Raw genomic sequence first — 14,433 nt, forward strand, 5'->3', positions numbered from 1 at the left:
TATGGCAATAATCAACAATGTAGCATACTCGTGGTCGATGATAACCCTGTCATCGACCGCCCTGGGAATCGATGAAGGTTCCACGACCCTTGAAGGCGTGTCGGCCATCAAATGGTCGAAGAAGCGCAAGGTCGAAAGTAACTACGGCATGGGAGGACGGCCGGTGTCGAGGGGGTTCGGGAACATTACCTATACGGCGAGCATCACGATGGACTATGCCACGCAACAGCTGTTGCGTTCGGTGTACGGCTCGCTGCTCGAAATCGGCGAGTTCGACCTGATTATCAGCTTTGCCAACCCGATGGCCGGCGAGGACTGGACAACGACGACCGTAACGCTCAAAGGTTGCATCTTCACGGAGGATTGTCTCGAGTCACAGCAGGATGATACCAATATCACCCATGAATTCGATCTCAACCCGTTCGATATCCAAATCGGCTCGGGTGATACAATCTAAGCTGTCATGGATGTAACTTTCGAGGGGAAATCTTCTACCGGAAAGAACGAATGGCTCACGCCTCCCTGCCTGCTTCGGAGGCTGGGGCCGTTCGATTTGGATCCGTGTTCGCCCGTAAACCGCCCATGGGATACGGCGCGACATCACTATACCATTGAGGATGACGGCCTGCAACAACCCTGGTTCGGACGTGTGTTCTGCAATCCTCCCTATGACACTGCACTGATTGTCCGGTTTATCCGCAGGTGTGTCGAACACAGGAATGCCGTCGCGCTCACTTTTGCCCGCACGGACACGCGCCTGTTCCACGAACTGATATTCCCAAACGCCGATTCAATACTCTTTATCAAGGGACGGCTCAGTTTTTACCATGTTACGGGGGAACAGGGTGGTACGGCCGGAGCGCCGTCATGCCTGATCGCCTTCAACAAAGAAAATACCGCGGTTCTGGAAACATGCGGTATCGACGGGAAGTTGGTGAAGCCACGACTTCAATAGTCAACCATAAATTTGTTACATAATAACCCGTCTGTTTGCCGGATATTGACCTTGGCTGACAGACGGGATTTATGTATGGCAGACTTAAATCGAAATATGCGCTTCCTTATCGAATGACGTATGCTCGTTACTGAACACATAGCCCAACTGGTTGCATATGCACCGGGTGTTTCCGATGACCTTATTGATATTGCGGTGCGAGTGGCCATATATCCAGTATTCAATCGGGCTGTCTGCAATGAAACCGCCAAGCTCCACGGTAAATGCCCCATTGAGCGGACTGCCCTTGAACTCCGGCGCCATCAGTTCGAATGACGGTACATGATGAGTGGCGACAATGAGATGTCTGGCAGTACTTTGTTTTACGCTCTGTTCCAGAAAACGGAAACAGCGCGAATGTTCGTCATTGAACCTTGTCCAGTCCAGCGGTTCGCTGCCGTAACGCATCCTGCGGAAATCTGTGATGGCTGCCTCAGTTTCATAGGCATCCTGCAACAGGATATGTGACCACAGTGTGGTAGCGATCAATTCTATATCGTTACCCAATGGGATAACGGCATTATAGTGGCAGGTGATGTTTTCCCTGATTTTGAGCGACCAGCCGTTATACAGCTTGTCTATGTCGAACATCTTGTAAAACTCGTGGTTTCCGGGAACCACGATGACCCGGCTGTAATTTCCGGAAGCCCAGTCCCAGAACGGATGTCTGGAGTAGTTCTCATCTCCGATATATCCTATATCTCCGGCAAGGACAAGCACTTCTCCGGCAACAGCCAGCGGGTTGTGCTTCAAAAAACTGCTGTTCTCCCGAAACTCGAGATGCAGGTCGGATGCGTATTGGATTCTCATTGTTGTGTTATGAAATTGGCTTCAAGTTGTTCCAATAACTGTTCTCCGGAAATGCTTTTAAGTCCTGCCGATTTGAAAAAATCAGAGTTTGGCACTTCTTCTTTGACAGCCAGGCAAAACCTGTCAACATCTTGTTTAAGCGAATCAGGAACTTCGTAGGTGTCGGCAGGAGCAAGCATGGCAACCAGCCGGAATACATCTTTCTTGTGCTTGACGATATGTTTGCTGTCCACTTGTTCTCCATTGCTTTTCCGCTCGGTCATTTCTAAATAGGCCCTGCATTTCAGACAGATAAGACTTTCAATGTTCGCAATATGTACGCCCTCCTCCAACGTGCTGTGTTCAATGGTATAATAATAATAGTCATCATCCATCAAAATGGCTGACAGACTTGACAGGTCATCATCAACCGGAATGGGGGTAATGTGGGCATCGTCCGGGAATTTGACAACCCCGATATTTCGTGAAAAGAGTTCTATCTGATACGGGAAATCCGGATTTCCCGGTTCCTTGAACCTGTAATATTCATGCCTGCATTCCCCGTTCCCGGTTCCCTTATTCCTTTGTCTGTACCCTGCGGTTTTTACAAACTCCCAGAATTTTGCAGCAAAATCCGAAGACAGCGCCTCCACAATCAGTATAATGTCTATGTCCTTGGTCGCCCTTGGAGTTTGTGCATATATTTCTTCATGCATTTCACAGGCAGTACCACCTATGATGACATAGTTTCCTTCATATCCGGTGAAAAACTCCCTGAATTTATCAATTCCTCTTACCATATCATATTATTTATCATAGTTTCCAATTCTATTTGAATGCGTTCATCATCCATATCCTTCATGGCCAGAAATAAAGACAATTTGTCTACAATGCCGTTTTTTGAGAAAAAACATGGATTGTAACGCCATATCTCTATGCGGGTCTCGCCATATTCCTTGTCTGTCCGGATTTGCAACCGTCGAGCTTCTTCTTTTGCAATGGCATAAGTGTCATTTTTTTCCTTGTTCAGCATTGAATATTCCGACAAGGCATTTACTCCACTAATACAAAATACTTCATCAGGCAGACTATCGGTATATACAATCCGCTCGATGGGGTTCGCCAGGAACGGCAACATCCTGTCCCATAATTCACGCTTTTTGAACTGAAATATCATACTCTTTGTCTTGCCGCCGGATAAAGCGATAACTTCTTTATCTTTCAGCCATCTGACCGCCCGGTTTACATTGGCATACGACACGTTGAAAAGATCTGCAATATCATAAGTTCCTTTCCCTTCGAGAGACTTTACTTCAAGATGATAAAGGATTATGCATTGGGCAATTGCAGGAATCTGCGTTTCTTCACCTCCCCCGATATTATTTTTATGCGGTTTCAAATCTATCAACAAATCCGGTATGAACATTTGCTTTTGCGGTATGATGAAATTTACACGATGTCTGACAAGACGCCGTACATTATAGGCCGCCACTGTACGCAATACAAATATTACCGGGCATTGGGCTTTTCGCTCAACCAGTTCTTTTTGTTTCCGCATCTGCCCCGGAGTATATGCAGAACTGTCTGCACTATACAGAAGAACTACGTCATGCCCCAACAAGTTAGCCGTACAAAATGTATAACCGGCAGTAATATTGGCTGGGAATGTATGCAAGACATCCTTTTCGACCGGCCTGATGTCCGCCCTCAAATCAAGCAATTCAGCGATGTACCGGCTTGTCACATCTATAAAATCATCTATTTTGCACATAATCATTTATGTTTGAGAATATGCAAAATTAACGATTATATACTATATATCAAAGAAATATATGAAATATATTCAGCGAAATTTCCTTTAAAGACTGATCTGGGAATATCAGGAGCAAAGAAGTTTTTTGTATAACATATGGATTACAAGTGAATAAGAACCGTGTCTTCAACCTTTCCACGATTCTTTGTCCTACTCTTTCGGTGAATCAAAACAAATTCGATATGGACGAAAAAATGCTTTCATTGGAACAGGAGATCAAGATCAAGGAAAAAGCCCTCAAACTGAAAGAGGAGAAGAAACTCCGCAAGATTTGTCCGATGGTCGTTTTCGGAGACACCGCAAACGGCGAGAAAGAGATTTATGTGGCCTACATGTCCGAACCGAGCTTTCCGCAGTTCAGCAAATTCATGGCCGCTTCCAAAAAGGACGAGGTAATCGCCATGCGCACGTTGGCCCGCGACTGCTTCGTGGACGGAGATAAGGAACTCGTGGACGACGAGTCGCTCTTCCTGTTCGGTCTGATGGGACAGCTTTCCGAGCTGATCACCACCCGCCAGAGTGTCCTGGTAAACTTATAAGCCGGTGGGTAGTGACCGACGAGCAGCGCATCCGCCAGCGGATGATCTATGTCCGCCACTACTTTCCCGGCGTCAACCTCGACACGATTTCCGACGAGGAGTTCGCGATGCTTTCCGAAGAGGCGTTGTGGCTGCACGAGCAGATGCTCATCAGCCGTATGCCCGTTCCGATGTCATTGCCGGAGAGGACTCCTTGACCTGCCGCCGTAAGCTTCCGGTTTGCGGCGGCCTTCGTTTCATAATCTCCGCCCTTGCGGAAAGACTATTCTTTTAACGCAGTACCCATTACCATGGCTCAGGAACAGAACTATCAGGTCAACTACTCCATCAACGTGGATGCCTCTCAGGGCACCAAGCAGGTTATCGCCTTCGGTGAGGCGGTAGGCAAGCTGGTACAGGCGAAAGCGTCCCTGACTCCGGCCGTCACGAACATCAAGAATATGATGGACGAGATAGACCGCGTGTTCCGCACCAAGAACGGCAAGAAACGTAATTTCGATTACCGCCTGACCATCGATACGAAAAAAAGCGAAGAGAAGCTGGAACGTATCAAGGGGTTACTCACGGATATTTCCACGCTTTCCAAAGGCATCAGCCTGACCATCAATGCCGGTCAGGCTTTGGACAGCAAGAAAATCAAGGCCAACGCCAAAAGCCTTTACGAGAAAAAGGCTGCCGAGATGCGCAAAGCGGAGATCGAAAAGAATGCCGCCTCGTCCGTTGGCACGATGGCAGACGCGCAGAAACGCATTACCAAAGCCATCGGGAAAATCAACTCCGCCCTGGTTTCCATGGAACGTGACCGGGAACTGCAAATCAAGACCGGGACGGCGGAAAACAGGTTGCAGCAGATACTTTCCCTATTGGGTCGTATCAAAAGTGCTTCTGTCATTTCTTTCAACATGCAGGGAGGCATACCATCCGAAGGACTCACACCTTCCGTTCCGGTGCCATATGCTCCGCAGGCCTTCGTAATGCCCGAAAAGGCCCGGCAAAAACTGATGGAACGGCTTTATGCAGGACAGCAGCTGCATCGCCAGAAACTGGTCCACGCGGAGGAGCTCTTTACCGCAGACCAGCACCGTAAGGCGGCTCTGGCAGAAACCGCCGCGGCGGAAAAGCGGCGTGCCGATGAAGCGCGGGCTAAAGAACGGGAGTGCAAGAATGCCGCCCGTGCTGCGGAGAAAATACGCCGGCAGGCAGAACAGGCACGCCGTAAGGCAGAAACGGAACGTATAAAGGCCGAGCAGGCTGCAAGACGGCAGGAACAGCGCAATGCGATGCAGTCCGTCAGGCTCATGCAGCGGGAACATACTGCAGCCGGTACGCTCTACCGCAGTAAACGCCGTGCCGCCATCAACCGTATCCAGTATTCGAAAGCGCCGTCACTCAGGAACCTCCCGTTCGCTTCGATGCTCAATGCCTATATGGGTTACAGCCTGATCCGTTCGGAACTGACGAAGGCCATCGACTATTCCAACATCATGGAATCGGCACATTCCATCCTCCGTGTGGCGGACAGCGACCTCAAGACATTCGAGACCCGTTTTGACAGTATGGCCCGTCATGTCCGTAAAATCGGCATCGACACGAAATACACAGCCGTGGAGATTGCCGGTGCCGTCAAATACCTGTCGATGGCGGGCATGAATATCGAGACAATCAACAAGTCCATCCGCCCGATCACGAACCTGGCACTTATCGGTGACAACGACGTGTCGTATATCGCCGACCTGGCCACGAACATCATGGCCGGTTATGATATCCATAACGACAGCATGGACAGCGTGGCGGACATTATCTCCTCCACCATTTCCCGCTCGAATGTGAATATCGTGGAGATGGCGGAGTCATACAAGATGGCTGCCGGTTACCTGCGTATGGCGGGCGTGGACTTCACGGAAAGCAGTGCCGCCATCGGTCTTTTGGGCAATATGGGTCTGAAGGGAACGCTGGCGGGAACCTCGTTGCGTGCTCTTTCCACACGTTTTGCCAAACCTACCAAGGAGGCACAGGAAGTTCTGGACCGCCTGGGCATCCGGTTCACGGAAATGCGCGACATCGAGGGGGTGCAGGTCGAGAAACTCCGTCCTATAGCGGACATTTTCGAGGAATTGAACAAGAAGGGCGCGTCGATGGCGGATGTCCAGGCAATCTTCGGGAAAATTGGCGGTAACGCGGCGATGATGTTCCTGAAGAACTACGACAAACTACGAGAACTGACTTCATATAACCGGGGGTCCCAGGGCGTTTCCTCAGAACTGGCATTGGTAAAGCAGAATACGACCAAGGGATTGTGGGCGCAGGTGACCTCCCAGCTGACCGAAGGGTTCATGCAGGCATACGAGGTGTTGGAACCCTCTATCCGCACTGTGCTCCGCACTTTTCTGGCAAAGTTCAAGGCTCCGGAATTTACCCGTGGCCTGGTGTCCATCGGGAATGCCTTGTTGGACATCTTCACCGTGATCGGCAATATCGGCGCATGGGTGACCCGCAATTTCCATTGGATAGAACCGCTTGTCTTTACAGGCGTTGTCGCGACCCGGCTGTTCAAGGTGGCGGGAGCCCTGACGAATATCGGCATCGCCATGGGGTTTATCGGCAAACAGTCTGCGGCCACGACATCAATCAGTGTCGTGCAGGGGCTGCTGGGGGCGGGTGGTATCGGTAAGGTTTCGTTTGCCCAGAAGCGGGCCATCGTGTCGGCCATGCAGTCCGCAGGCGTGGCGGGACGGGGAGCGATGAACCGCGCCTTGATGGCCGGGGGCGGTGTCATCGGAGCCAAAGGAGTCCTGCAGTCGCTGTTTGCCACACAGGTGGCTACCGGCAGCGGACTGACCGGTGCTGCCGCCTCGTTGAGTGCCATCAGTACAGGCGCGGTTGCCGCCACGGCAGGTATAGCCGCATTGGTCGGGACTTTGGGATGGGTGGCTTACAAGACCTGGAAGATAAAGGAGGCGAAGGATGCCGTACTGGAAGAGATCGAATCGAACCGCAAGTACCGTTATCCGTCCATAGAGGCACTTTACTCCTCCCTGAGCGAGACCTATAACATGGCTGTCAAGACAAAGCGTGCCGTGGACGAGGTCGTTGCCGGCAAAAGTATCGAAGAGGCTTCGGGACATAAAATCGGAGCCTTCACATCCAACTGGTGGGCCGGGTTCTTGGGGGAATTTGCCATCGCTTCATCGGAGGGGATGGTATCGCGAGACCATGTGTATAACATGGACAAAGCCCGTCAGGATGACATAAGGGATGCGCTTGTCACCCTTGCCAAACGCGACAGCCAGACACGTATCGATGCCGCGTACGCCGAGTTCGGGAAGATGGGTACGGTATTGGAAGTGGACGCTTTCCTCAAGACGGTAAAGGAGCGTTTCGGGCAACAGGAGAAGGATCTCGACAAGTCTTTGTGGCGTATGCAGGATGGCAAGGCCGTCTATGTGAATGATATCGGGGACAGGTCGGAAGCGGTTGCCGCCCGCACATACGACTATGCCCGGTACATGAACACGCAGACCGTTCCGGAGATTGTGCGTGCCGCCACCGCTTATCGGAATGCCATATCGAGTGCCGCCAATGCGCATGAGCTGATGCGTAAGGGAGGGTTCGACTTTGACCAGTTCAGGGCCTGGGGATTCGAGCAGGACGAAAACGGGCTATGGAAACAGCGGGCACTGGGGCAGAACGCCACCGATGCGCAGCGTATAGACAACATCGCGCATCGCAAGCTGGCACATACGACACTCGTGAAGTTCTTTTCATCGCTCCGGCAGACTTTCGGAGGTTCGGCGGAGGCAGCCGAGAACATCCTCCGCGTGGCGGGCTTCACTCCCGACCAGTACGGCAACGAACCGGATTCCAACGATACACGTCCGTTTGCTGCCAACCCGATTACCAACACGCATCTGGATGACGGAGGGGCCGGCGGCAACTATTCCGGCACGGGGCGGTTGTCCTCGGCGGCACCTAAACAGGTCATCGTGAACATAGAGAGCCTGCTCAGTGTCAGGACCATCGACCTGATGAAGTCGAAGGAGGGGCAGACGGAAGAGATACAGAACCTGAAAGAACAACTGGCACAGGCGCTCATCGATGTCGTGCATGACTTCGATGCCTCCTGGAACGCATAAAATGAAAGGATTATGGGAAGACTGATACAAATCGCGGCCTCGACTTTGTTGAGCGGAGGCATACTCAACCACGGTTCGCTTGGCGGATACATCAGCAACGCCACGCGTCTGGCGTTGGGCATGGGGCTTGCCGAATTGCAGGACGGGCAGGTACATTACTTCTCCAGGCACCATGACCTGCTCAAACGGGCAGCCATACAGGTTGCCTCGCAGACGGCTTACGGGTTGCTACGTTCCTATCCCCGATACCTCAAATACTGGGAACAGCAGGTGCGGGACAAATATCTTCAGACACAGTCGCAGTCCAGCCTTGCGAACAAGACCGGACAGTACTACCAGCTCATCAGGGAACAGCAGGCGGTGGCGCAGAAGAAAAACCATATCGATTCCATCGTCGGCCGGACAGTGGCGGATTTTCTGGAACTGTCCATATCAGAGGAGGGGAAGTATTATGACAACAGCGAGTGCAAGGTTTTGCCGAACAGCCGGTATGGACTGGTGACATTCGTGGACCTGGGACCGCAGGTACAGGTCAGCAGCCGGAACAATATCCTGCTGACCCGGGTACAGGGGCGGGACTATACCCGCAAGGAATATATATCCGGGGGTGACCTCGAGATTACCATCAACGGCAAGATCACCTCCAAATACCCGGACGTGTATCCCGAGGCGGAAGTGTCCAAGTTTATCAGGCTGGTACAATACAAGGGTGTCATCGATTGCGACAACACGGTATTGCGCCAGTTCAACATTTCACGGTTGATTATACAGGGCTATACCTTACAGCCTACGGATTGCCGGAACGTGCAGCCGTATTCGCTGAACTGTGTCGCCGTGGAGCCATCGGAAGCCGTGGAACTGAAACTGGCGGAACAGGAAAAGGTGGACACGGCCATCAAGCACACGAACAAGTGGATCAAGTATGTTAAATTCGGTACGGAGGTCATCGACCCCGCCTCGTTGCTTAAACTGACACGTTTATGGGTATAGCTGCAATGGATATCCTCTGCTGTCGCATCACCATCGGGGATGCCGACCCATCCAATCCGATGAGGATACAGAACGGCGTGGAGATTACGGAAGTCCAGTCGCTCGAAATCAACGAGAGTTACAAGAAGCTGATCGGAACGGCCAAAGTGATATTCCCGAAAGGGTCGGTATGCCGCTCCACGATTATCGGGAACGTGACATTGGAGGGCAAGGACGTGTCGAGGATAACGACGGAGGTGATGCAGGACGGTGTCATCATCGAGAAACGCAGCGCGCAGCGTCTGGTTGACGAGACGACATTCAAGGTCGGACAGCGCATCAATATCAAGCTGGGCTACAACGGCGTGCTGAAAAATATGTTCGACGGATACATTACCGGATACAATTCGGACAGCACGCTGGAAATCCAGTGTGAGAATATGGCCTACAAACTCAAACTGAAACAGGCACCTCATTTCGAGACCCCGGCGAAAGGGACGACGGTGAACGAGGTGCTGGAAGGCAAGTATAATATCCTGAAAGATACCGGCTTCAGGATACACTCGGATACGAAGCGGTTTGAGATACATATCGGCAAGGTAAAGGTCACGGACAACTTCACGGTAGCGGATATCCTTTCCGAATGGTCGAAGTACAAGGTCTACTGTTTTTTAAAATACGATGCCGATGATGACGGGGCCATACCGTCCATTGCCGTCGGGCGTCCTTATTCGTCCAGCAAGGCTCAGCCGGTATTCCCGGAGGATGAATCGACAGGACCGTACAGGATATACTTCAACGAGCATGTGGCGCAGAGCAACCTGAAAGTGGTCAAGACCGATCCGAAGTTTTTGGCGGTGACGGGCAAGGCACTCGGGACGGATGAAAAATTCTTTGAGGTGACAGTACGCATGAATCCTGAATACGACCCGGCGACGCCGGGCAGCAAGGAGTTTCAGACGGTCAATGCCACGCAGATTTCAAAAAAGACGCACAAAGTAACGGGCAACACGACGGCATCAGGAGCGAAGACCAGGACCAAGGTGGATTTATCCACATATACCATCGTACCATATATGTCACCTCATGTCGGAATCAATTCCGACCGGCTTGTAGAAGAGACGACGGAATACTTTCGGAATTACAATCTGAACGGAATCACCGGCAATGTGACAGTATTCGGGGATTTCGGACTGTCTCCTGCCGTACAGGTGGAACTGATCGACTACCGTAATCCTTCCAAGAACGGCGTATACCTCGTGGAAGAGGTAACGACTACTTTCGGGGTGGGTGGATACAGGCAACAACTGAGTATTCCGTATAAAATTAGGAAATAAGATTTACCGTTATTCAACAGGAGGAATTTCTATCAATGGTTCTTCGTTTATTACCTTGATAATATTCGGAAGTTCGCTATTGTATTTATCGTCAGTAGAGCAATCAAAACCTTTTCTTCCACTAATGAAATCCGGTGTCGAAGTTTCAAAAGACCCTTTGCGTACAACCGGTATAAATTTAGTGGTTCCCTGATTGTTATATATTTCATGTGATATTATACCCCCTTCATAAGCGGCACCTCCTTTACCGGATTCAGCTTTCTCTTTATACTTTGGAGTCAGAATGCACAGAACTTTAGTTGCCTTACGGATGCTTTCAAGCATAAATTTAGGCAAGTCAGTTCCATGAGGTTGATACTGGTCTATTTGAGCATCAATCCCTCGTCTTCGCAAATCTTTGGCGAAAGTTTGAATCCAATTCATAAAGACATTGTCTTCTACCTCCCACGCATACGAAATCAACACAAACGGCTTGTTTTTATTCACAATTGGTTCTTCCGCCACTTTATTGAGAATTTCAGGCAGAGGCGTATTATCGATTGTAGGAATGTCTACATCTGCCCAAGGATTCAAAGCTTCTTGTATCGCATCTTTTGGAGTATTCATTAGCAGCAGCCTGTTTATTTTGATAGACAAATCTTTGAGGAATTTTTGTACATCATTCTCATCAAGAGCTAAAAATAAAGTCCTATACCATTTAATTCTTGATGTAAATTCTTCCTTTTCCCGCAATTCTGCCATATATTCCCCATATGTATGAGGTAACGACAATGTTGTTAAATATGGCCTGATTGTATTATAAAACAATGGTCCATCTACATACAGCGGCGCATAATCATTTTCTTTGTTCGATCCGATAATATTCCAAAGCTGTTCATATATATCTGATCTACTGGTCTCTTTTTCATAAATTGTCCGCTCAAGGGAAATTTTAGGAATAACACACTCTCCCCCATTTATAACATCGGCACCATTCTCCGTAAGAGCTATAAAATCTCTATCTTTTAAGTAGAGATAGCCATTATCAATGAGGGTATTTACCAGGAAATACAATATACCCAATTGATTACGAGTAAATTGCTTTTCAGCTGCAAATCTAAAATTTCTGAGCATGTTACCTTGCCCGGCTTTAAAGCATCTTGATTTTTGAAAGAAATCAAATATATATGTAATATAGGATTCTAAAATTTCTTGTTTCATAAGTAATATCATTGTCTTTGCAAAAGTACAAAATAATTGGCAACCAATAAACTATGCTCCTCCTATTCTTTCAAAAAACTCATGTCTTCAGACAAATCCAACCAGTTGCTTATCCGTGAGGCTATCCGCAAGATAGCCTTGGGACGGAGTATGGAGCGTATCAATCTGGCTCCCGGAGGCATGTCCGGTATCGGTACGGCCCGCATGATACACGGCTATGTCGCCAAGATACACGACAACCCCTCGGACGAGGAGTTTTCCGACTACGGCGGTACCATTGATGTCGGCGAGTACCCGGACGAGACGGCCTCCGCCGAACCTGTTATCCATAAAGGCGTGTTGCTCTCGGCCGCCACCAACAGCGAAGGCGGCTTCCTGATCGTCCCCGCACTTTTTTCCGACGTGACCATCTTCATGGATGCCGCCACCCGTTATGCCTATGTGGTTAACTTCTCCCATGTGGATATCCTGCGGCTCAATGCCCGCACGGAAACCGTCATCGGCGTGACCGAAATGGAGGAACTGGATCCGGAAAACGACTCTTCCCCGGACTACGACGAACTGGAAACCACCGGTAACGAGACCTCCACCCACTATACGCCGACGGCCGTCACAACAACCGTTAGGAATGACAAGGACAAGGAAGCGACAACCGTTATCGATGCGGAAAGCATCACGCATACGGTGGACAAGTCTGAAGTCAGACAGACAGCAGATAAAGTGGTACAAAAGGTCAATTCCACGACCGTTGCCGTTGCCGACAACAAGGTGACGCTCGGTGACGAGAATGCCACCGAGCCGCTGGTTCTGGGTAATGAGCTTGCCCGGCTGATGCTCGACTTCCTGACGGAATGTTCGAAAATCATGACTCCCACACTGATGGGCACGATGTCGCCGATCAATATGCCGAACTTCATCTCGCTGACATCACGTATCCAGAAATTTCTTTCCAAGACCAGCTATACCAAATGAGCGTACAACTGCATCCCGATATAGAAACCCTCGACAAGGAGAGCCTGTGCTATTCCATCTATGCACAGCTGTACCATAACTTTTTCAATGCCCAGCAGAAAAAGGACGACGAGCATCCTTACGGCATCGAGGAAGGCGACGAGACCAGCCTGAGACTGAAGAATACCGCTTACGGTTTTGCATCCGCCATTGCCGGAGCCGTTACGGGAGAAGGCGGTTCCGGAAGCGGTGGCTTGCTGTTGGATTACCTGAAGAAATCGGGCGGTGACATGACCGGCAAGCTCAGTGCCAATTACGGTTTCGAAGCCGGCATTGGAAACACCCGTATCCTGGAAACCTATTCGCAGGACATTACCGATCCGGAAGGTGTGGTAACTGCCATCGAGTACGGTATCAGGATTACCGGCAACCTGAAAGTCGGGGGCGACAGCCTGCATATCGGCGGCAGGCAGTTGCTCCGTTACGACGCGGACAAGGCCACCGCTACAATCAACGCTTCCCATATAGACTTTCTGGATGCGACGGTACATTCCAAAGGGGCATGGATTATCGGGGACGAGGATACAGGAATATCCATCTCCCCGACACGGCTGGCCGTGGGCGGGCAGGATGTCTATCATCGTGGCAACGCCAATACGGACACGGTGGATTGGACGATGCGGGACGGCATGGTGAGACGGAATCTGACGGTGCGAGGGAGTACGGTCATGGATGGCGGACTGAAAGCCTTGCAAGGCGTGGAACTGGGCGACAAAGGGAAATGTCTGCTTTCGTTTTCGGAAGAGGATGTCGCGCTCGGCGGGTTCCTCTCGTTCCTGGACGGATTCGGCATCCGGATCGGAGATGTTCCCGTACTGCTCTGTACCGACAAGGACAAGATACAGTTCGGGAGTATCGGCGGTGACCTTCTTTTAGGCGGCGACCATACCCCGAAGATACGCCTGTTCTCCGGCATATCGGACGTGGACGGCGAGTGTCTGATGCTTTCCCCTTACGGAAAGGCTTGTTTTCCGGGCTCGCTGACTGTCCGCCACAACTACGGCGCCGACCTGCTCTCCTCATACCGGGTAGACACTTCCGATGAAGGTATCGTTATCCACAAGCGCTTGCGGATGGGCACAGCAGAGGGATTTATGTTCACAGGCGACAGGGAGCGCGTATCGCTTTCTTCCGAGGTAATCTACGAGGAAGAGGACGTAAGGACGGCTATCCCTCACAGCACGGATTTTTCACACCGTCCGTCCGTGAGCTGTTATGCCCCGCAGAACCGTCACAGCGAATCGTTCCATATCCGCACCGATGCCGATTTCGTTACGGTCGCTGTTCCGTTGGAAGCAGCCGGGCATATCGGAATCCATGCGTCGCCCACCCGGATTACTGACAGAATCCTATACTTGACAGAGGCGTTACGCCTGCAAGCGGTGGAGGACGGTATCCGGCATTACGGAAACAGCGTCTTTACCGGGTCGCTCTCTTCGGAGTTCTTTTCCCCGGGCCTTTCCGGAAGCGGATGGGCTGTCCGCCGGAACCGGACGACAGGAGGCGTCTCCGCCACATTCGACGAGGTGGTGGCCCGCCGTAAGTTCCGCGCCTATGAGTTCGAGGTCGAAAAGACTTCGGTAACCAACGGTTCCTTCTGGATCAGCGACAGCTGTTCGGGAGACACCGTGGAAAAACTGTCATAATC

At 50.8% G+C, this 14,433-nt stretch carries 13 protein-coding genes; 9 read left to right on the forward strand and 4 right to left on the reverse strand.

Going from position 1 to position 14,433, the window contains the following annotated elements; translation table 11 throughout:
- Position 1: 1 nt before the first annotated feature.
- Positions 2 to 457 carry a hypothetical protein gene (locus DW896_RS09215; RefSeq protein WP_004293603.1) on the forward strand — a complete coding sequence of 152 codons (456 nt, stop codon included), beginning with the start codon at positions 2 to 4 and terminating at the stop codon, positions 455 to 457.
- Positions 458 to 463: 6 nt separating this feature from the next.
- The gene (locus tag DW896_RS09220) at positions 464 to 955 is read left to right on the forward strand and encodes a DNA N-6-adenine-methyltransferase (RefSeq protein ID WP_004293602.1); all 492 of its coding nucleotides are present in this window, start codon (positions 464 to 466) and stop codon (positions 953 to 955) included.
- 84 nt (positions 956 to 1,039) lie between these two features.
- Here DW896_RS09220 and DW896_RS09225 read toward each other — a convergent pair whose 3' ends face one another.
- The 3 genes from DW896_RS09225 to DW896_RS09235 are packed head-to-tail and all read right to left on the reverse strand — an operon-like array spanning position 1,040 to position 3,554.
- Entirely contained in the window at positions 1,040 to 1,804 is a 765-nt protein-coding gene (locus DW896_RS09225; RefSeq protein ID WP_004293601.1) for a metallophosphoesterase, read from the reverse strand.
- Positions 1,801 to 2,583 (reverse strand): hypothetical protein, encoded by a 783-nt coding sequence (locus DW896_RS09230; RefSeq protein ID WP_008142932.1) that lies wholly within the window; start codon positions 2,581 to 2,583, stop codon positions 1,801 to 1,803. The genes DW896_RS09225 and DW896_RS09230 overlap by 4 nt, the downstream gene beginning before the upstream one ends.
- Complete coding sequence (locus DW896_RS09235) at positions 2,577 to 3,554, reverse strand: hypothetical protein (RefSeq protein WP_004303975.1); 978 nt, start codon at positions 3,552 to 3,554, stop codon at positions 2,577 to 2,579. The genes DW896_RS09230 and DW896_RS09235 overlap by 7 nt, the downstream gene beginning before the upstream one ends.
- Before the next feature lie 224 nt (positions 3,555 to 3,778).
- On the opposite strand from DW896_RS09235, the gene DW896_RS09240 reads away from it, so the two are divergent.
- The 5 genes from DW896_RS09240 to DW896_RS09260 all read left to right on the forward strand — a co-directional run bounded on the left by DW896_RS09240 (position 3,779) and on the right by DW896_RS09260 (position 10,574).
- Positions 3,779 to 4,135: a hypothetical protein gene (locus tag DW896_RS09240; protein WP_008860783.1), complete on the forward strand. Its 357-nt coding sequence runs from the start codon at positions 3,779 to 3,781 to the stop codon at positions 4,133 to 4,135.
- Between the two features lie 11 nt (positions 4,136 to 4,146).
- On the forward strand, positions 4,147 to 4,332 hold the full coding sequence (locus DW896_RS09245; protein WP_004293597.1) for a hypothetical protein: 186 nt from the start codon (positions 4,147 to 4,149) through the stop codon (positions 4,330 to 4,332).
- A gap of 93 nt (positions 4,333 to 4,425) precedes the next feature.
- Complete coding sequence (locus DW896_RS09250) at positions 4,426 to 8,268, forward strand: phage tail tape measure protein (RefSeq protein ID WP_119993149.1); 3,843 nt, start codon at positions 4,426 to 4,428, stop codon at positions 8,266 to 8,268.
- 12 nt (positions 8,269 to 8,280) lie between these two features.
- Positions 8,281 to 9,258, forward strand: coding sequence for a DUF6046 domain-containing protein (locus DW896_RS09255; RefSeq protein WP_004293595.1), 978 nt, complete (start codon positions 8,281 to 8,283; stop codon positions 9,256 to 9,258).
- A complete protein-coding gene (locus tag DW896_RS09260; RefSeq protein WP_004293594.1) occupies positions 9,249 to 10,574 on the forward strand; it encodes a hypothetical protein in 1,326 nt (441 codons plus the stop codon). Before DW896_RS09255 ends, DW896_RS09260 begins: the two co-directional genes overlap by 10 nt.
- Positions 10,575 to 10,583: 9 nt before the next feature.
- Here DW896_RS09260 and DW896_RS09265 read toward each other — a convergent pair whose 3' ends face one another.
- Complete coding sequence (locus tag DW896_RS09265; RefSeq protein ID WP_224200102.1) at positions 10,584 to 11,774, reverse strand: toll/interleukin-1 receptor domain-containing protein; 1,191 nt, start codon at positions 11,772 to 11,774, stop codon at positions 10,584 to 10,586.
- 81 nt (positions 11,775 to 11,855) lie between these two features.
- Here DW896_RS09265 and DW896_RS09270 point away from each other — a divergent pair, with 81 nt between their 5' ends.
- Both DW896_RS09270 and DW896_RS09275 read left to right on the forward strand, forming a co-directional pair.
- Positions 11,856 to 12,746, forward strand: coding sequence for a hypothetical protein (locus DW896_RS09270; RefSeq protein ID WP_004293592.1), 891 nt, complete (start codon positions 11,856 to 11,858; stop codon positions 12,744 to 12,746).
- Positions 12,743 to 14,431 carry a hypothetical protein gene (locus DW896_RS09275; RefSeq protein ID WP_004293591.1) on the forward strand — a complete coding sequence of 563 codons (1,689 nt, stop codon included), beginning with the start codon at positions 12,743 to 12,745 and terminating at the stop codon, positions 14,429 to 14,431. Before DW896_RS09270 ends, DW896_RS09275 begins: the two co-directional genes overlap by 4 nt.
- Positions 14,432 to 14,433: the final 2 nt, after the last annotated feature.

The organism is Bacteroides sp. AM41-16 (genome assembly GCF_003603495.1).
GTDB lineage: Bacteria > Bacteroidota > Bacteroidia > Bacteroidales > Bacteroidaceae > Bacteroides > Bacteroides uniformis.